17 protein-coding genes, 1 other RNA gene and 1 pseudogene are annotated in these 19,316 nt (G+C 43.2%); 9 read left to right on the forward strand and 10 right to left on the reverse strand.

Annotation, left to right across the window (positions count from 1 at the left end):
- Positions 1-85: 85 nt before the first annotated feature.
- Positions 86-337 (forward strand): hypothetical protein, encoded by a 252-nt coding sequence (locus ACVW0P_RS19075; protein ID WP_457133479.1) that lies wholly within the window; start codon positions 86-88, stop codon positions 335-337.
- Positions 324-1,775 carry a recombinase family protein gene (locus ACVW0P_RS19080; RefSeq protein WP_457133480.1) on the forward strand — a complete coding sequence of 484 codons (1,452 nt, stop codon included), beginning with the start codon at positions 324-326 and terminating at the stop codon, positions 1,773-1,775. Before ACVW0P_RS19075 ends, ACVW0P_RS19080 begins: the two co-directional genes overlap by 14 nt.
- A 50-nt stretch (positions 1,776-1,825) precedes the next feature.
- Here the strand turns inward: ACVW0P_RS19080 and ACVW0P_RS19085 are convergent, their stop codons facing one another.
- The 3 genes from ACVW0P_RS19085 to ACVW0P_RS19095 all read right to left on the reverse strand — a co-directional run bounded on the left by ACVW0P_RS19085 (position 1,826) and on the right by ACVW0P_RS19095 (position 3,739).
- On the reverse strand, positions 1,826-2,113 hold the full coding sequence (locus tag ACVW0P_RS19085) for a hypothetical protein (protein ID WP_457133481.1): 288 nt from the start codon (positions 2,111-2,113) through the stop codon (positions 1,826-1,828).
- Between the two features lie 255 nt (positions 2,114-2,368).
- Positions 2,369-3,067: a porin family protein gene (locus ACVW0P_RS19090; RefSeq protein ID WP_457133482.1), complete on the reverse strand. Its 699-nt coding sequence runs from the start codon at positions 3,065-3,067 to the stop codon at positions 2,369-2,371.
- A 21-nt stretch (positions 3,068-3,088) separates the two neighbouring features.
- On the reverse strand, positions 3,089-3,739 hold the full coding sequence (locus ACVW0P_RS19095; protein WP_457133483.1) for a TetR/AcrR family transcriptional regulator: 651 nt from the start codon (positions 3,737-3,739) through the stop codon (positions 3,089-3,091).
- A 208-nt stretch (positions 3,740-3,947) separates the two neighbouring features.
- On the opposite strand from ACVW0P_RS19095, the pseudogene ACVW0P_RS19100 reads away from it, so the two are divergent.
- Positions 3,948-4,724: pseudogene (locus ACVW0P_RS19100) on the forward strand (recombinase family protein); the annotation flags it as partial.
- A 736-nt stretch (positions 4,725-5,460) separates the two neighbouring features.
- Here the strand turns inward: ACVW0P_RS19100 and ssrA are convergent.
- Positions 5,461-5,831, reverse strand: a transfer-messenger RNA (tmRNA) gene (gene ssrA, locus ACVW0P_RS19105).
- Between the two features lie 178 nt (positions 5,832-6,009).
- Here ssrA and ACVW0P_RS19110 point away from each other — a divergent pair.
- Positions 6,010-7,350: an APC family permease gene (locus ACVW0P_RS19110; RefSeq protein WP_457133484.1), complete on the forward strand. Its 1,341-nt coding sequence runs from the start codon at positions 6,010-6,012 to the stop codon at positions 7,348-7,350.
- A gap of 30 nt (positions 7,351-7,380) precedes the next feature.
- Here ACVW0P_RS19110 and ACVW0P_RS19115 read toward each other — a convergent pair whose 3' ends face one another.
- From ACVW0P_RS19115 to ACVW0P_RS19125, 3 genes are all read right to left on the reverse strand, one after another.
- Positions 7,381-8,442, reverse strand: a complete 1,062-nt coding sequence (locus tag ACVW0P_RS19115) for an acyltransferase (RefSeq protein ID WP_457133485.1) — start codon at positions 8,440-8,442, stop codon at positions 7,381-7,383.
- A 79-nt stretch (positions 8,443-8,521) separates the two neighbouring features.
- A complete protein-coding gene (locus ACVW0P_RS19120) occupies positions 8,522-9,718 on the reverse strand; it encodes a pyridoxal phosphate-dependent aminotransferase (RefSeq protein ID WP_457133486.1) in 1,197 nt (398 codons plus the stop codon).
- Between the two features lie 150 nt (positions 9,719-9,868).
- Positions 9,869-10,270 carry a DUF1573 domain-containing protein gene (locus ACVW0P_RS19125; RefSeq protein ID WP_354432444.1) on the reverse strand — a complete coding sequence of 134 codons (402 nt, stop codon included), beginning with the start codon at positions 10,268-10,270 and terminating at the stop codon, positions 9,869-9,871.
- A 137-nt stretch (positions 10,271-10,407) separates the two neighbouring features.
- On the opposite strand from ACVW0P_RS19125, the gene ACVW0P_RS19130 reads away from it, so the two are divergent.
- Positions 10,408-12,840, forward strand: a complete 2,433-nt coding sequence (locus ACVW0P_RS19130) for an alpha-ketoacid dehydrogenase subunit alpha/beta (protein ID WP_457133487.1) — start codon at positions 10,408-10,410, stop codon at positions 12,838-12,840.
- An 80-nt stretch (positions 12,841-12,920) separates the two neighbouring features.
- Entirely contained in the window at positions 12,921-13,301 is a 381-nt protein-coding gene (locus ACVW0P_RS19135) for a putative quinol monooxygenase (protein ID WP_457133488.1), read from the forward strand.
- Here ACVW0P_RS19135 and ACVW0P_RS19140 read toward each other — a convergent pair.
- The gene (locus tag ACVW0P_RS19140) at positions 13,298-14,518 is read right to left on the reverse strand and encodes a dicarboxylate/amino acid:cation symporter (RefSeq protein WP_457133489.1); all 1,221 of its coding nucleotides are present in this window, start codon (positions 14,516-14,518) and stop codon (positions 13,298-13,300) included. The two genes, ACVW0P_RS19135 and ACVW0P_RS19140, sit on opposite strands and share 4 nt — an antisense overlap.
- A 131-nt stretch (positions 14,519-14,649) precedes the next feature.
- Between ACVW0P_RS19140 and ACVW0P_RS19145 the strand changes: the two genes are divergently transcribed.
- Positions 14,650-15,228 (forward strand): nitroreductase family protein, encoded by a 579-nt coding sequence (locus ACVW0P_RS19145; protein WP_354432440.1) that lies wholly within the window; start codon positions 14,650-14,652, stop codon positions 15,226-15,228.
- Between the two features lie 249 nt (positions 15,229-15,477).
- A complete protein-coding gene (locus tag ACVW0P_RS19150; protein ID WP_457133490.1) occupies positions 15,478-16,269 on the forward strand; it encodes a murein L,D-transpeptidase catalytic domain family protein in 792 nt (263 codons plus the stop codon).
- A 129-nt stretch (positions 16,270-16,398) separates the two neighbouring features.
- Here ACVW0P_RS19150 and ACVW0P_RS19155 read toward each other — a convergent pair whose 3' ends face one another.
- Positions 16,399-17,958 (reverse strand): L,D-transpeptidase scaffold domain-containing protein, encoded by a 1,560-nt coding sequence (locus ACVW0P_RS19155; protein ID WP_457133491.1) that lies wholly within the window; start codon positions 17,956-17,958, stop codon positions 16,399-16,401.
- Positions 17,959-18,077: 119 nt separating this feature from the next.
- Here ACVW0P_RS19155 and ACVW0P_RS19160 point away from each other — a divergent pair, with 119 nt between their 5' ends.
- Complete coding sequence (locus ACVW0P_RS19160; protein WP_457133492.1) at positions 18,078-18,590, forward strand: DinB family protein; 513 nt, start codon at positions 18,078-18,080, stop codon at positions 18,588-18,590.
- An 83-nt stretch (positions 18,591-18,673) separates the two neighbouring features.
- Here the strand turns inward: ACVW0P_RS19160 and ACVW0P_RS19165 are convergent, their stop codons facing one another.
- Positions 18,674-19,303, reverse strand: a complete 630-nt coding sequence (locus ACVW0P_RS19165) for an HAD family hydrolase (RefSeq protein WP_457133493.1) — start codon at positions 19,301-19,303, stop codon at positions 18,674-18,676.
- Between the last annotated feature and the right edge of the window lie 13 nt (positions 19,304-19,316).

Raw genomic sequence — 19,316 nt, forward strand, 5'->3', positions numbered from 1 at the left:
TTAAGCTTATGTTAACAATCTCGTAATCATTAATACAAGCGGCCTAATCAATACTTTCAGAAATTTGTGTTACCAGTTAATAACATTGAAAAAATCGTTCGCAACTTGCGAGGCGATTGCGAGTGTATGGATTAATGGTAAGCCATATTTGTCATTAGAAATAATGTGGAGAGTTATGGTTAAGGATACGAGCACGCAGCATATAAATGAAATCATCGCCCAATTTAAGAGCGAGGGTGTTATCGTAACCGCAGAAGAAGCGGCTACAATACTTGCTTTTTTGAACCTGGCCGCAGCAATCTTGATTAGCGAAAGGCAGGCAGATGAAAACAGCTAACCTATACATCAGGGTAAGTACGGATGAACAGGCCGATAAGGGATATTCCCAGCGCAACCAGGATGAAATGCTGCACAAATACTGCCAGCTCAACGGCATCCAGGCTAAAGAGGTGATCTACGAGGATCATTCTGCCAAAACGTTCAACCGCCCGGCATGGAACCTCATGCTGAATAAAATCAAGAAGAATAAGAAACTCGTTCCCGACCTGATCCTTTTTACCAAGTGGGACAGGTTCAGCCGTAATGCTGGCGATGCCTACCAGATGATCGGGCTTTTGCGCAGTTACGGCATAGAACCACAGGCGATAGAACAGCCGCTTGACCCGTCGATCCCTGAAAACAAGATGATGATGGCCTTTTACCTGGCTGCACCCGAAGTAGAGAATGACCGCAGGGCATTGAATATATTCCACGGGATACGCCGGGCGAAAAAAGAAGGCAGATGGACATCCTCCGCACCGATGGGCTACGCCAATAAAACAACCGAAGACGGGCGTAAATATATCGCTATAAAAGAGCCGTTGGCCGGTATCATGAAATCAGCATTTGAAGAATTGGCAACGGGAAAATATGCTACGGAACAGGTTTGGAAACAGGCCAGGCGCAATGGGTTGCCCTGCGGTCGCAACAACTTCTGGAACCTGATCCGAAATCCAATCTATTGCGGAAAGATCGTCGTTCCCGCCTATAAGGATGAGCCGATGCGGTGGGCGGATGGACAGCACGAACCCATCATAACGGGTGACCTGTTCAATAAGGTACAACTGGTGCTGAACAGAAAAAAAAGAAACCGGACAACCAAGATCGTATCACATGAATACCTGCCCCTGCGGGGGTTTCTGGTCTGTCCGAAATGCGGAAAGATGCTAACGGGAAGCGCGTCAAAAGGCATGTACGGTTATTACCACTATTATCACTGCTATGCTGCTTGCGGTGTTCGGTTCAGGGCTGGCGACATCAATGAGCAGCTCCTTGCAGATCTTTCCCGTTATAAGCTGATCGTCAATATCACTGATCTTTTTAAAAAGATTGCACGTGGCACATTCAAAGAAGCAACGGCCTTTAAACGTCTTGAGGTTAACCGCTGGAGCAAACGGTCCGAAGATCTTGAAAACCGGATTGTGCGGGCTAAAGAACTATTGCTTGCGGGTGAACTGGACGGATCGGAATACCGGAGCATTAAAACGGAAGCGGAAACGAAAATAACTTTACTAAAGGAAGCCCTTGCTAAAAATACTGATCCAATGGAGCCGGTTAACCTGCTTTTAAAGAAACATGCCGGGAGGTTGCTCAACCCGGTCTTTCTGTACGAGCGGGCAAATATGGAAAACAAACGTAAATTACTGCACTTTTTATTCCCTGCCAAACTCATTTACGATAAGCCGGTTTTCCACAATCTGCCAAAAAAAGCCGGGAAGGTCTACCGGTTACAATAACCTACCAATCAATTTTTATAGGCTCTTGTCTTATCAGATAAATCTCATTTTCAAATCACCATATGCTTTATCTGGACAACTATGGTTACCAATAGTTCCATAATAAAAATAGTCGTAAATGCTGCCAGCGGTGCATGAGCCTTAATGTTTTCAGCCATCTTCAGATTTTTTTCTAGGATTTTTAATTCTCTAACATTTTTAGCTCGACATAACGCTCGCTTTGCAGGAATGGGATAAATACGACAAAACCCCATAAGTAGTAAGATGGTAAATGGGGCAATGCCATTTGTATAACCAAACTGTGGTAGGTATTCAATTAACTTATTTAGTATTTCCATAGTCATTGTAATATCTTGAATTGAAAAACGTGGATTTTTTCTATTATTTTATTCTCTTCTATTAAAGAGCAGAAATTCAGGGAAAGGCGGCTCAATAACCTTCAGGAATAAACTAAACTTATTAAGGTTTCTATTTTCAACCAAACTCATTTATAAGAAGGCAACATTTAAAAATTTGCCAATGAAGACAGATTTACTGTATACGGTAATTGAAGTGAGGGTGTTTATATATTTGAACGGCTTTTTATCATATGATTATAATTTATACCCAATTGATATACCCAGCCCTTTGTTTCTGAGACTACCACCTGGTTGATAACCATTGAAGGGTGGAACAAGATTCGCTATACCGAACATTCGTGTAAGCTGTAGGGACAGGCGTTCCCGGATCTCATAACCTATTGTTGCATTCACACCGTAGTCTATTGGTCTTCCGTAAGTGTATTCTGATTCATTACGAACAGTTCCGTCGTTCCTAAATTCTACTCTGCCTTCTCCATTCTCCCTTACGTCTCCTATGAGTATATCCGTGTCTGACTTCCAACTTCCGCCTGTTCCATACGCGATGTATGGCCCTGCGCCCAATAATAAACGCCCCATTCCCAACTTCGGCTTGTACAGAAATGTTACTGGCAGATCTATATAATCAGCCCTGACCTTGAAATTGGTTGCAGAGCCGTAAAACCCTCCGCTTTCCTGTTTGAATCCCTTACGTGTATACAGCAATGCAGGCTGAATATAAAAATTACCGGCTAAGGGAACATCCGCACTAAGGCCAATAAGCAGACCTGGCAATGATTGGGTACTGGCCTTATCCCCATTTTCTGCTTTGTCTGTAACATTGGAAAGGCTCATTCCGGCCTTAATGCCGAATTTAGTCTGGGCGTTAGCGATGCTAAAGGCAGATACAAAAACGATCAGCAATAGCGGCATTCGGATTATCATATGTTTCATATTTTCTTCGTTTTTTTATTTTTATGCCTTTTGTGGTGTTGTTTGATTGTAGGTGTTTTCTAATATCATACTGATCGCATTTTTAATTCTGGCCATTCCCTCCGGCGTATTAAGGTCTATTTCGCAAAACAGCGTGTCGGTTGATTTGGCATGGAGCACGAGATAGTAGATACCGGCAACTAATAGTGCTGATACCGCCCGCAGATCAATATCCTTTCCTTCGAGTTCTTTATCTGATAGTGCAAAAAAGGATTTACTGAGTTGTTCCCTTTCCTCACAGACCTCCCTCATGATCTCGGTGCTTTCGCTGATCTGCCACAGAATTATTTTTCGCATTTCTTCATTACTAAAAAAATAATCCATCTGGTTTTGCAGCAGGCTATCCAGTATTTGCCTCGTATTTTCGCCTTTGTTATCTTTAATCAGCCCGACTGCATCTCCTGAAGCAGCCAGCCAGTAATCTTTACCCCGCACATAGGTTTCGATCAGGTTGTCAACGGTTCCAAAATAAAGCGTAATCAGCCTTCTGCTCAATCCGGCAGCGTTGGCGATGTTAGTTGCACTTAATCCCGTATACCCCTTGGATTTAATAATTACTCCAACGGCATTAATAAGCTTTTGAACAGAGCGCTCCCTGTCATTGGATACCCCCTGGTAGGTTTTTCTGGCCATTTTTATTGATGTACGATCAAATATATAAAATATTCCCAATAGCGGGAAATTTAATGCTTGAGTATTTAAAAAATCATTTCTTTTTAAGTCAAAAAACTCGTAAATTAGCCAATATCAACATGTTACAAATAATTTCTGTTTAGTAAAATACGGTGATCGCTCTGTTAAAACCGTTATCTATTTTATAAACGGATCAAAAAAATTGGAAATGAAAACAGCGAATTTATACGTCAGGGTAAGTACGGACGAACAGGCGGAAAAGGGTTACTCACAGCGTAACCAGGAAGAGGTGCTGCGCAGGTACTGCGAGATCAAGTCAATTCAGGTAGGGAGAGTTTACTATGAGGATCATTCTGCCAAGACCTTTAAACGTCCGGTCTGGAACAATCTGCTGGTAGACCTGCGTAAGCACAGGGGGCAGGCCGATCTGGTCTTGTTCACCAAATGGGACAGGTTCAGCAGGAATGCGGGAGATGCCTACCACATGCTCAATGTGCTGGGTCGCTTCGGGATAGAAGCACAGGCTATCGAACAGCCGCTCGATCTTGATATACCTGAAAATAAAATGATGCTCGCTTTTTATCTCGCTGCTCCCGAGGTGGAGAACGACAGGCGTTCGCTCAATATCTTTCACGGAACACGCAGGGCAAAAAAAGAAGGGCGCTGGGTAGCAACAGCCCCCGTTGGCTATGCCAACCTATCTCACGAGAACGGCAAAAAGTATATTGGCTTCAGGGAACCGCACGCTACCGCTATGCGCGAAGCCTTTGAAGAACTTGCAAAGGGTCGGTACACGGTTACGCAAGTCTTTCAGCAGGCGAGGGAAAAAGGGATCACCTGCGGTTATAAAAACTTTTGGAACATTATCCGAAACCCTGTGTATTGTGGTAAGATACTGATTCCAAAATTCAAAGATGAAGACGAGTATTTTGTTAACGGCCAGCATGAGGCATTGATCAGCGAAGGGCTTTTCTATGAAGTACAGGAGTTTTTGGACGGTAAAAAGAAAAAGAAAGGAACCAAGATCGTATCCTTTGACGAGCTTCCTTTAAGGGGGTTTCTGGACTGTCCGAAGTGCCACCGTAAACTTACGGGTAGTGCTTCAAAAGGTCAGGCTGGTGCTTACTACTACTATTACCATTGTTCCGCAGTGTGTAAAGTGCGTTTTAAGGCTGGACTTGTGAACGCTTCCTTCCTGGAGGAAGTTAACCAGGTTGCCATTAGGGACGGCTATGAACCATTTTACGTGGATTCATTAAGCAAGGCTTTTCGTCAGAAATCCAGTAGCGGCGACTATAGCCAGAGGCAGGTTATTGGTGAGATCAAAGCACTGAACGCGAAAATTGAACGGGCTAGGGAGTTATTATTGAGCGGGGAATTTACAGGTATAGACTTTCAATCTGTAAAATCGGGATGTGAAAAAGAGATCGTTTCACTGGAAAGCAAATTGCCTGATATTATCCGAAATGCCCGTATCGCTGAACAATTGCTTGATAGAGGAATATCGAACCTTAAGAAGCTGAATAACAGTTACAAAGGTGACGTTCTTGAGGTGAAACGCAGGATAATTAGTTCGATGTACCCACAAAATCTGGTGTTTGACGGTTCCAAACATCGAACTATTCGGATTAATGAAATTGTTGGAAATATCTTCTTGATTAACAATGCGTTAGGGGGCAAAAAAAACTGGACAAGTGCAGAATTATCTGACTTGTCCAGTGAGGTGGAGCCGGAGGGATTCGAACCCTCGTCCAAACATGGTATAAGTAAAGCTTTCTACATGTTTAGCTGTTATTTAATTGTAGGGACTATGGAAGGTTAACCGCTTACCTGTACCTTAATCCTTAGGTGCTTTGTTTCGCTTGCTTTCCACACCTTAAAGCAGGCTATTTCCGTTTTTCGATGCCCCGGTTGCCGATCCAACAGAACAGAAAACCGGCGGGACAAAAGCTATGCTAATTCTAAATTAGGCAGCTAAGGCGTAGTTATTTTCGCCATTTGTAAGTTTGAGCGTTCAGTTTTAAGCGCTAATTCACACAACGCGCTACATGCTTACTTAGTTATCTCCATCCTGTCAATTCCGGTCGACCCCATTTTTTTTGAGTTTGCGCCCAATAGCTATCGGGTTTGCTGTTTCCAGTTTGCAAATAATCAACCACAAATATACTGTTTTAGTTTTTACCGGATGGCAATTGAAATAAATATAGCGGTGTACAGTACCTAGTGCTAAATTATTATCTTTAGGCACCTAATAAAGTATTGATAATCAAATGGCTAAAACCGCAACTCAAAAAGAAGTAAACTTAAAAAAAGTTTTAGGCATTGTATTCGGTATCTCAATAGTTGTGGGCAGTACTATCGGTGCGGGTATTTTGCGCACCCCCGGCAGCATAGCCGCGCTTTTACCTAACAAAATACTTATACTTTGCTGCTGGCTTTTAACTGGCTTGTATATTTTATTGTGCGCAAGTTCCTACGCCGAACTAACTGCTATGGTGCCAAAAGCAGGTGGCTCATTCAATTATATAAAAAGGGCCTTTGGTACCTTTGCAGGCTTTGCCGCCGGTTGGTTCGATTTTATACTAAATGTGGGCGCCCCGGCTTTTTTCTGCATTGTATTAGGCGAATATACAGCGCTGATGTTTCCGCAATTAACGGGGCATGATAAAGCTGTGGGTATAGGTTATTTAACCGCATTTACCATGCTTAACCTACCCGGTATTAAAACAAGCAGTGTTACCCAAAAAGTCACAAGCATTTTAAAAGTCCTACTATTGTTGGTTTTGGTGGTGGGGTGCTTTTTAGCTAAACCTCTGCAGTCGCCAAGCCTGGTTACACAGCCCACCGTAATAAACGGAGCCTTAATAATTGCCTTTTTTAAAGCCATGCAGTTAATTTTAAGTACGTATGATGGTTGGATGGCAGTTTCATTTTTTGCAGAAGAAGATGAAAATCCCGGCAAAAACATACCCCGGTCTTATTTTATTGGTGCTATCACCATCATTATACTGTACCTGTTAATTAACGGGGCCATTTTGTATGTGCTTCCGCTTAGTTCAATAGCGAAATCGCCGTTGGCTGCTGCTGCCGCTGCCGCGGTTGCTTTTGGTAGCTGGGGTTCTATCATCATCAATATAATAGCTATATTTTCGGTTGTTAGTATATTAAATGCTTACATGCTTATCCCTTCGCGCATACTTTTCGGCTTAAGCCGGGAAGGTTTTTTTATTAAGCAGGGCGCTACTCTAAATAAGGGAGGCTCCCCGTACGTTTCTTTACTGATCTGCTACGTATTAACGTTTGTTTTTATCCTGTACAATACTTACGAGCAAATTTTCTCTTTTTCGGCAGTAATGTTAACGGTTGTAACCGCTTGCTCTTTCGCATCATTGTTAATGCTGAGGAAAAAGGAGCCGGAACTTTATCGGCCGTATAAAGTATGGGGATATCCTTACATGACCATTTTGGCGCTTACCGTTACTTTAGTATTGTTTGTGGGCTTTGCCATAAGCGATACCCGGAGTTTTATAATTGTCGGGGTGCTTTTTCTGTTATCATATCCATTTTATAGGTTAATAACCAAAGCAAATGGTGTTGTGGTTAAAGATTAGTTTACGGTATTGATGGACTGATAAAATTACTTATCCTACCACATATTTTATAACCGGTATTTTGCTTAAAATATAAATTATAAGCCATGCTATCGCGAAGCAGGCCAAAGCAATAAGCGGGATGCTGATTGCAGGATTAAGGAGGGTGTAATTAATATCCATCAACTCAAACCCATTAAGCACTAACGCATGGCTCAGGTATATACCCAGCGTGTACTTGCTTGCATTGTTCATCATTTTATCACTCGTTGGGTTAATTTTCACAACGGTGTGTTTCGCGATGAGGAAGGCGCTTGCGGACAAGATCAACACAAACGGGCCTATTGGTTCATAAAATAATGTGGTAAGCCCTTTGCCCTCCAACTCATCATAATAAGTGCCCGCGGCGATGATAGCCGCAAAAACTACAAATATTACTACCACAATAAAAAGCAACCCACGAATACGGAATTGCTTATAAGCCAAATAATGCCCAAGCACCAGGTAGCCTATGTAGCCGCTAAAATTATGCAGATCAACAGCGGTATCAAACCTTGTAAAATAAGGCTTACTGACGAGCATTGTGATGAGCCAGATCACCAAAAAATATAGGATCTCTCTCTCAGTCGCGTGGCGCACAAAACTGCTTAGTATAGGAATAAACAGGTACAAACCAAACAGCAGGTACACATACCACAGGTGATAATAGCTGCCCATTTTAAAGTCGTGCAGTACCATGCGGATGTTGACCCAGGCATCGTTTGTGAAATAAAATTCTTCGTTGTTCCAGCGGTAGGCGATGTAGATAAGGCTCCAGAATAGGAAAGGGATGATGAGCCTACCAATGCGTTTCTTTAGGAAATCGGTTAGCTCATACTTGCGATGGAGCAGTAGAGCGCCCGTTATCATCACAAAAACCGGCACCGCAAACCGGACTATGGCGTTATATACGTCCGCGGCCATCCACCAATTTAGCGGGCTATCAGCATATTTAAAAAGCAGGGGCGAGGCAGTATGCAACACTATTACGGCGAACATAGCTAATAACCGCAGGTTGTTTATCCAGCTGATATTTTGTGTGTCGCTTTGCGATATGCTGTCGCTAAATTTCATTCGGTTTGCAGTTGTTGGTTTGCAGTTTGCCTGCTCAAAGTATGATTATTAAAACAAATTGCAAACCACTATCTGCCCGCTAAACCCGCCCCGGGTATTGCTTAAGGCCTTCGGCCAAACATTCCATGGCTTTATTAAGGTCGTCGTTATTTAATACGTAGGCCATACGCACCTCGTTAAGGCCTGCGCCTTTGGTGCTGTAAAAGCCGGTAGCAGGCGCCATCATCACCGTTTGGTTATTGTGGCTAAAGCTTTCCAGCATCCACTGGCAAAATTTATCCGAGTTATCTATAGGGAATTTTGCAACCACATAGAATGCGCCGCCCGGGTTAGGGCAATACACACCTTCAATTTTATTAAGGGCGGTAACCAGTGTATCGCGGCGTTTAGTGTATTCTTTGTTTACAGCGGTAAAGTATTCATCGGGGGTATCCACGGCTGCTTCGCCGGCAATTTGCTCAACCATGCCTGCAGATAATCGCGCTTGCGCAAACTTTAATCCTGCTGCAAGTACAGCTTTGTTTTTGGTGATCAAACAACCTAAACGCGCGCCACATGCGCTGTAACGCTTGCTTACGGTATCCATCACAATTACGTTATCGTCCAAGCCGCTCAGGTGCATGGGCGATATAAATTCGCGGCCGTCGTAACAAAATTCGCGGTAAGCTTCGTCGCTAAAAAGGTAGAGGTCGTATTTTAAGGCAAGTTCTTTTAAAGCGTCAAGTTCTTCTTGAGAATACAAATAACCCGTAGGATTATTAGGGTTACAGATGATGATCGCTTTGGTTTTATCCGTAATTAGTTTCTCAAATTCGCTTATCGGCGGCAACGCGAAACCATTATCTATATAAGATAAGATTGGTTTCACCACAATATCGTTTTGGTTAGCAAACCCGTTGTAGTTGGCGTAAAACGGCTCGGGGATAATTACCTCATCGCCGGGATCAAGGCAGGCCATCATACTAATTGTTATGGCTTCAGACCCGCCGGTAGTAACAATTATATTATCGGGCGTAATGTTGTAGCCCAGTTTGTTATAGTATTCGGTCAGTTTTGTACGGTAGCTCAAAGTACCTTCAGACGGGGTGTAGGCCCATACCTTAAAATCTATATTTTTTATCGCGTTCAGCATACCTTCCGGTGTTTCGATATCCGGCTGGCCAATGTTAAGGTGATATACCTTTTTACCTTCAAGCTTAGCTTTATCGGCAAAGGGCGTTAATTTACGAATAGGAGAGGCGGGCATGCGCAGCCCTTTTTCAGATATCTTTGGCATAGGCCAAAATTAGTAAAAAAATTAGCCCCCTCTAAATCTCCCCCAAATGGGAATACTTTGTAACAAAAAAAAGACACCGTTTTTACGGTGTCTCATATTTTTTGAACGTCCTTTCTTTGTTAAAGGCCGGGGAGAAGCTTCTTATTTCCTTTATTTGCTGCTTACCGGTGCTTTTGCAACCACTTCGCCCACAATATTTAAATATTTTGTTGGGGTTTTAGCGTTTGATGTTACTACAATGGTTTTGTTAAAAGCAGATGCTACCGCTGCATTATAGGTAATTTTGATTGAACCTTTTGCGCCTGATAATACAGGTGTTTTAGTGTAATCTGCAATGGTACAACCACACGTAGGTTTTACATCGGTTAAAATAAGTGGCTCTTTACCAACGTTGGTAAATTCAAACACTGTGGTTACCGGGGTACCTTGTGCAATTTTACCAAAATCGTGTTTCTCTTCGTTAAATTTAAATTCGGCTTTCGTGTCGGCTTGGGCAGATGCATTAAAGGCAAAGCCTAAAACTACCGCGCATATCATTAATATTTTTTTCATGGTTACGTGTTTGATTATTACAAATATAAAAGGTTTAACCTAAATACAAAACTATTGTAAAAACTATATGTTTTACACTAACCAATACGAATAACAAAATAGAATTTCCTAATTTTACCGACTAAACAAAATTTTATATGCCCGAAACTGTATTGAACACAGGCAACACTACAAATGCTGCCGAACTCAGTTTTGACGATTTTAGAAAAATTGTAATCGATGATTACCGCGTTGGCTTCGAGAGCCGCCAGGCAAGTATTATTGGCAGGCGCGAGGTATTAACAGGTAAGGCCAAGTTTGGCATTTTTGGCGACGGCAAAGAAGTAGCCCAGTTGGCTATGGCCAAAGCTTTCAAAAAAGGCGACTGGCGCGCGGGTTACTACCGCGACCAAACTTTTATGTTTGCCACAGGCATGAGCAACTTGAAGGAGTTTTTTGCCCAGTTATACGCTAACCCCGATATTGAGAAAGACCCTGCATCTGCCGGAAGGCAAATGAACTGCCACTACGCTACACGCTATGTTGATGCTGACGGTAACTGGACAAACCAGGCCGAAACAATGAACTGCGCCGCAGATATATCTACCACAGGCGGCCACATGCCACGCCTTTTAGGTTTGGCTTATGCTTCAAAATTATACCGTCAAAATAAAGAACTTGAGTACCTTAAAAACTTTTCGGTAAACGGTAACGAGGTTGCTTTTGGTACCATAGGTAATGGTTCAACGTCCGAAGGTTTGTTTTTTGAAACATTTAACGCGGCCGGTGTATTGCAGGTGCCTATGGCTATTTCTATTTGGGATGATGCCTACGCCATATCTGTACCTGCAAAACTGCAAACTACAAAAGAAGATATATCCGAAGTACTTAAAGGCTTCCAGCGGGATGCAAAAGGTAACGGGTACGAGATATTTAAAGTACGGGGATGGGACTATGTAGCCCTTTGCGAGACTTACGAGCGCGCCATTAAAATTTGCCGCGAAGAGCATGTGCCGGTGCTGATCCACGTGGTGGAAATGACCCAGCCGCAAGGCCACTCTACATCGGGCAGCCACGAGCGCTATAAATCTAAAGATCGTTTGGCCTGGGAAGAGGAACATGATTCGCTATTACAGATGCGTAAATGGATGATAGAAACCGCGATTGGCACCGCCGAGGAGATAGACGTGTTGGAAGCCGAAGCCAAAAAGCACGTGCGCAATTGCCAGCGCGAAGCGTGGAGCGAACTGGAAAGTGAGATTAAGGCGGAAATGGCCGAGGCCGTTGACCTGATAGACAAAATCGCGCAACAATCCGCGTTGCGCGATGATCTGCTTGGCATGGTATCCAGCTTGCAAACGTGTGTTGACCCCGGTCGCCGTGATACCATTTCTTGCATCCGTAAGGTGTTACGCCTTACCGTTAAAGAAAACAGCAATGCCCGCCAAAACCTGGTGAACTATTTAGCTGCCGAAAAAGATAAAAATACAGAGCGTTTTAATTCAAAGCTATTTACCGATACCCCAAAATCGCCATTATATGTGCCTGTTATCGCACCAACGTACGATGATGATGCTAAGCTGATGGATGGCCGGGAGGTATTAAACGCTTGTTTTGATGCCAACTTTGAACGCGATAAATCTATTGTAGCTTTTGGTGAAGATGTTGGTGCAATAGGCGATGTAAACCAGGGCTTTGCCGGCTTACAATCTAAATACACCGATTTGCGTATTACCGATACGGGCATCCGCGAAGCAACCATTATTGGGCAGGGGATGGGTTTAGCCATGCGTGGTTTAAGGCCAATTGCCGAGATCCAATACCTGGATTACTTGTTATATTCCATCACTGTTTTAAGTGATGACCTTGCAAGCCTTAGCTACCGTACCCGCGGCGGGCAGCGTGCACCACTTATTGTGCGTACACGTGGACACCGTTTAGAGGGTATCTGGCACTCAGGTTCGCCACTTGGTTTTATACTGAATGCATTGCGGGGCATGCACATTTGTGTTCCGCGCGATATGACCCAGGCTGCCGGTATGTACAATACCCTGCTGCGCGGCGATGAGCCTGCACTTGTTATTGAGTGCCTTAACGGTTACCGCTTAAAAGAGAAATTACCTGCCAACGTTGGCGAGTTTACCGTGCCATTAGGCAAGGCCGAGATATTGAGGGAAGGCACGGATGTAACCGTTGTAAGCTATGGCTCAACCCTGCGCATTGTAATGGAAGCAGCCGAAGAACTGGGCAAGATGGGCATCAACATAGAAGTGATAGACCCGCAAACGCTTTATCCGTTTGATACCGAAAACCTTTGCGGCAGATCGTTACAAAAAACTAATAAGCTTTTAGTGGTCGATGAAGACCTGCCGGGAGGTGGTTCTGCATTTATCCTGCAAAAGATCATCGAACAGCAAAACGGCTATTACTCGCTTGACGCCCAGCCCAAAACCCTTTGCGGCGCCGAGCACAGGCCACCATACGGTTCAGATGGCGACTATTTTAGCAAACCATCAAACGATGATGTGATAGAAGCCGTTTACAAAATCATGAACGAAGCCAACCCGGGGAGATACCCGGCGATATTTTGAAAATGTTACTCTACAAATATTTTAAGGCCTGATATTACCAGGCCTTTTTTTATAGCTTCAAAATTTACTATATTTAAGATATGAAAAAACTACTATTAAGCATTATTGTAGTAACGTTATTTACAATTGGTAGTGCTTATGCGCAACAAAGCAAACAGATGGTAAGGTTAGCGAAAATCCAGGTAGATCCTGCCCAATTAGCTCAGTATAATGCGGCCCTTAAACTTCAGATGGCAACAGCCGTTGCACTTGAACCGGGTGTGCTTACCTATTATGCCGTAGCAGATAAAAAGGATGCTTCACATATCACCATCCTCGAAATTTATGCCGATGTTGATGCCTACAAAGCACACATAGAAACCCCGCATTTTAAAAAGTACAAGGCCGAAGTACAAAATATGGTGAAAGCGCTGGAGTTGGTAGACGTTGATCTTATTGGTAAAGCTGTAAAAGCTAACTAATTATGTCGTATTTGCTTTTCCCCCGCAAACCTATTAATTAGCATCGCTGCAGCTGTATCACCTGTGGCGTTCAGCAGCGTTGCCACGGGGTCAATTAATGTGCCGATGATAATGGCAGGTGGCAGGGCTTCGGGCGGGAAACCGTAAGCCGAAATAAACAGTAGCTCACCAATGTAGCCGCCGTTAGGAATTCCGCCTTCAACAATACTCACTAAAACCGTCATGCCCAGGGCCAGGATGATCACTTCTGCGCTGTCAAAGCCCCTGCCAAACATCGCAAACACCACCGACATTTTCAGGATTGAAGAAATACTGGAACCATCCTTATGCAAAGTGCCTAAAAGCGGAATGGTTATCCCGGCTATGGCATCTGTAATTCCCATTTTTTTGGCAGCATCTAAATTGGCAGGTATGGTGGCGATACTGCTGCAGGTACCAACCGCGGTAGCGGATGGAACAATGTTGTTTTCCCAGTACCGTTTAATGCCTTTTACACCACCTGCAATAAACGCGTAAAGGCTGTAAAACACGGCGTAGTAAAACAAACTCACCCCGTAACCAATACCCAGCACATGTGCGTAAGTGCCAAATAGCGAGGGGCCAAATACGGCAACCTGGTAAGCAAAATAAGCGCCCAAGCCAATAGGGCCGGCTTTCATAATGATGCCGAATACCTGCTTAAAAACTTCGTTGCCGGCGTTTAAAAATTGAACAAATGGTTTCCCTTTTTCGGCTGCGCTGCGTGCGCCGAAACCAACCAGCAGGGCAAAGATGATCATGGCCAGCATATTCTTACGCGATAGCAGGTTAAAAAATTCGCTGGTGGTAAACAGCTGGGTTATCTGGTCGCCGGATAGGTTTTTGCCTGTTGTAACAGGCGTAGCGCCCGCCGCCGAAAACGATGTTTGCCCTATCGGGAAAAGCCATAAGGCAATAATGGTAAGTAGCGCCGCCATGATGATAGTGCCCAAAAACACTGCAGACATCACACCCATGATATGCCCCAGTTTTTGCGAACCCTGTAAATTGGCAATAGCCGAAGAAATTGCAAAAAACACCAAAGGTATCACGGCAACAAAAAGCAGGTTCAGGAATATATCGCCAATGGGTTTTAGTACTTCGGCCCGTTCGCCCAGTACAATACCGGCTATGCTGCCTGCAATTATGCCGGCTATCAGCCATATCATCCCGCTATAATTTTTTATCCACTTACTCATTTATTCGCCTGTTGTTTTGATACCAACTAATGGCTTTGAAAGATAAATAATATCCCTCTTAAAATATTTATTCATGTAACTTATTTCTCTATTTTTGCGGATGCCTAAAACAGGCTGTTATATTATAAACTATGGATACTACATTTTCAGCAATCGCAAATAACATTAAGGCCCGCCGTACCATCAAGCCGTCAACCATGAATGGTAACAAGATCCCGAACGGCCACATAGCTTCTATACTTGAACTTGCCGACTGGGCACCTAACCACGGCAATACCGAGCCTTGGCGCTTCATCGTATTTGAAGACCCTAAAGTTTACTGCGAACAACATGCCGAATTGTACAAAGCTGCCAACCCAGGCGAAAGCTTTAATCCAACGGTTTACACTAACTTTCAAAACCAAGCCAATACAGCATCGCACGTTATAGTAGCTTACCAAAAACGTGGCGACTTGCCAAAGATCCCGCAGTTTGAAGAAGTAATAGCGGCATCTTGCGCGGTACAAAATCTTTTATTAGGTGCAACAGCACTAAATATCGGCGCTTTTTGGAGCACCGGCGGTATGGTATTGAAGCCAGCTTATGCCGAGCATTTTGGTTTAGGTGCCGAAGATAGCGTACTTGGTGTATTGTTTATGGGCTATACAGATGTACAGCCCGAAGGCAAAAGAAAAACACCTATCGAAGAAAAGATTACCTGGAATAAATAATAAGGGACTCACCCTGCCCTCTCTAAAGGAGAGGGTTTATATTTTCCGCTCAAGTGTTCTTCTTTGAAGATGATTAAGTAAGGCTGTTCGTTAACTTTTAAGTATGAATATTTCTTAAAAGTGGATGATTAGACTGCTGTGACAATGTTTGCCGCTTTATTTCGTATATTTGACTTAACAATATCAACTAATAATATATCATTTGTTGATTTGCAACCAAATTAAATTAAACGGTTAAACACAATATTTATGAGAAAACACTTGTGGTGGATCATTGGCGCTTTATTGTTATTTTCTATAACGGTTATCAGTTGGAAACCGACAAGCGCGATCAGAAAAGACAAAATTACAGCTAAAACTCTTGGTGCTAAAGAATATTTTGCACAGTATGTGGCTAATATTTATACATCGTCCAACCTGCAACAAACAGGTATGGATGCAGCTGTTTTTCAAAAAGCTATTACAGGTTATTTAAACCTTAAACTGGCTAATAAATTATCCCCAAACAGCAATATCATTACCGTTGTCGATTTTAATAAATCGAGCCGCGAGAAACGTATGTGGATCATTGATGTGCTGAATAAGACATTGGTGTTAAACACATGGGTTGCCCACGGGCAGGGTAGTGGTGATGATATGGCGAGCCGTTTTTCAAATAATAATGAGTCGCATCAAAGCAGCCTTGGTTTTTATTTGGCAAGCGAAGTTTATTTTGGCAAGCACGGCCGTTCGTTAAAATTGGATGGTTTGGATGAAGGCATTAATAGCGCTGCCCGTGCACGTGGTATTGTTATCCACGCTGCAGATTATGTATGCCAGAACACTATTAATCAAATTGGGCGTTTAGGCCGTAGTTTTGGTTGCCCGGCCGTATCTCCCGAGGTATCTGACCAGGTTATCAATACTATAAAAGGTGGCTCGATGTTGTATATTAATGGTAATACCAGCAATTACACATCTAAATTATTAGATGAAACTGCCCCGGCTAATTCTATAAACGTGCCTGATACAACAGGAGCGGCTACCATAGCTAAACTTTAAACAAATTAATCAGTTATAAAAAAGCCCGTCAGCAGTAATGTTGACGGGCTTTTTTATTTTAAATTTTAGATGACGCAGATTATAAAAGTGCTCTTATTATTGAGTAACCAATCTCCTATTCACCAATCACTACAGCGTAGCGAGTTGATCTGTATTAGCTAAAAACTTTTGCAGGTGGCCGTATAATACGATATCTAAACCATATACATCAGGGCGGTATTGCAAGGTGTTGCTGCTATCGGCCCAGCAGGTGACATAGGTAATGTACACCGGCATTTTGTTAGGTACACCAATGGTAGTAGGCTCGGGGTTATCCTCGCTCATAGATTTAGCAATTTTCTCATAAGTGGCGCCATCTCCAAATACTGCCTTAGCCAATGCTTGTGGGTCACCAAGGCGCACACAACCGTGGCTTAAAGCACGCATGGTTTGGGTAAAACCGCTTTTTGCTGGTGTATCGTGCAGGTAAACGCTACTGTTGTTATTGAACAGAAATTTAATTTTGCCTAATGAATTATCATCACTCGGGCGTTGTTTAAACTCGTATTTATCTTTTGATACACTTCCCCATTTAATGGTTTCGGGGTCTTCCACCTTTTTGCCATTCTCGTAAACGTCAATGCCTTTATTAGACAGGTAGTAGGGATCTTGAGCTGCTTCTACCATAATTTCTTTACTGGCGATGCTTTGCGGAATGTTCCAAACCGGGTTTACTTGTACACTATGGATCATGCTATTCAGCTGTGGCGTTTCGCGGCTAAACGGGCGGTCAACTTTATCACTTTCATCAAACTCAACCAAGCTATTCGTGTTATCCGTATTGCGGCCTTCACCAACAACAACCTTCATATTTAGGATTGACGCACCGTTGTCCATCACATCCAAACGATAATCCGGAATGTTTACGATCACATATTTAGCCTGTGTAGGTTTGTTTTTCCAACGGAGGCGTTCCATGTTAACTACTAAGTATCGGGTCGTTTCTTCTTTGGTCATGCCTTGCGCGGTACCGCCAGCCATTAATGCTTTTTGTAACATCAGGTACTGTGGGTCTTTAGGCTGAATGCTGTCCAAGTAAGTTTTCAAATTAGTTGCATTTAACGACTGCATCATCGACGTGCTATCCGGGCGTTTGGTGGCTGTGAAATAGCGTGAATAGATTTTACGCGGGCTAACCATCCCGAACTGCAACGCGCTTGAATAAGTAATTAGCGAGTTAGCCATCAAGATCTCCAGTTGGGCAATATCGTGGTAGGCCTCGTCAATGGTTTTTATGCCTTTTTTGTCTTTAAATTTGGCAACCAGTTGTTTGATCTGATCTGCTTTAAACATTTTTGGATCTAACCCATGCTGGCTTGCCTTTTCGAAATAGTTAGCGGTTATATCAACGTCGCCATTAAAGATGTGATCCATCACGAAAACCGGGTCATAATCGTTTTTTTCGTAGAAAGCGGTTATGAGTTTTGGATTGTCCATTTTGCCCTTGTTGGTTTCCAGCACTTGTTTAAAAACTTCTGCCAAGCCTTCGGGGGTGGCATCTTTAAATACTTTGTTGTTGGTTTTCTTATAAAGCGCGGCACCCAGGTCCGAACGGCTTTTTTTCTTACAGCTTTGAACTGTTAAGGCCAGTAAACAGATGAAGGAAAGAAATACCGGCAGGGCCGATCTTTTTATAGTAGATATTGTCATATTTATAATTATTTGATGGGAGCAATGCAATCCTTATACCACAACTTGTTGTACAAATTTATTTGAGTATTTACGTTTGGGTGATGAGCAGACAAAAAGGCTTTAATTATATTTGATTTATGGCGAATGATAAGCTCCCGGAGGTATGGATGCGAGGCCCGTTGAATAACATCCCCGCTTTGTTACAGCCTGTTGCGCATACTTTATTGCAGGCACGCGAGGAATTGAATGAATTATTAGTGGGTTTCCCCGACGAATTATTGTGGCAAAAAGTTGCAGGCATGGCTTCGCCGGTGTTTCATCTGCAGCATTTAAGCGGCGTACTGGATAGATTATTTACTTACGCCCGCGGGGAAACTTTGAGCAATGAGCAACTAAATTACCTTGCTGCTGAATGTAAACCGACTACAAAAATATACAGTGCTACGCAATTAGTGGATGCTTTTAACCAACAGGTAGATGAAGCATTAGCCCAACTGAGCAATGCTGATGAAACCCGGTTAACCGATTTTAGAGGCGTAGGCAGGGCGCAATTACCATCAACCGTTATTGGCCTTTATACGCATAGCGCCGAGCACACCATGCGGCATTTAGGGCAACTGATAGTGACAGTGGCGGTGTTGAAAAAGTAACCCTAAAATTATGCGATAGCGTGCCAATCTCGTAGCCAATGCCTGAACGCCATAATGCTACGAGATTACAATTATATATAGGACTACTTCAACACTATTTCCGCAACATCCCTGTAATCTTTAGCGTGGTGGGTAACGCCCTCGTTGGTGTATTTACTTTCCGGGTCGAACAGGAAGGTGTCGATACCTAACTCGATAGCCGCTTTAATCTCTGATTGTGGGTCATCACCAATAACCAATAAATCCTGTATAGTGTAACCGTTCTCCTGCATTATTTTTTGGAAAATATCTTTTTTGGTAAGATCAGATTGATCTGGGTCAACGACATAAACCTGTTTAAAATCGCCGCCTATATCCAGCATTGCCACCTTACTCATTTGCAATTTGGTAAAGCCGGTAGTAACCAGGTATTTATCTATCGGGATCTGCTTTAGATCGTTATACTGTGGATATGAGTGCATCGGCTCGTCAAAAGTGCAATTGCGCAGCATGTCCATACCTCTTTCTTTCAACTTCTCGCTAAATCCAAATTCGTCTGCCACATGCTGGTAGGGGCGGCGTGTAAGCTCGTGTTTGGCGCTTTCGGCCATCAGCCTGTCGGCTTCGCCCAATTCTTCGTCTATCAGCTGAAAAAGCTTACCGAACAGGTGGTTGGATATGGATTGGACAGGATAGATAGTATTATCGAGGTCGAGGATCAGTACGCGTTTCATAGTATAAATAAAA

It is taken from the genome of Mucilaginibacter sp. UYNi724 (genome assembly GCF_054057495.1).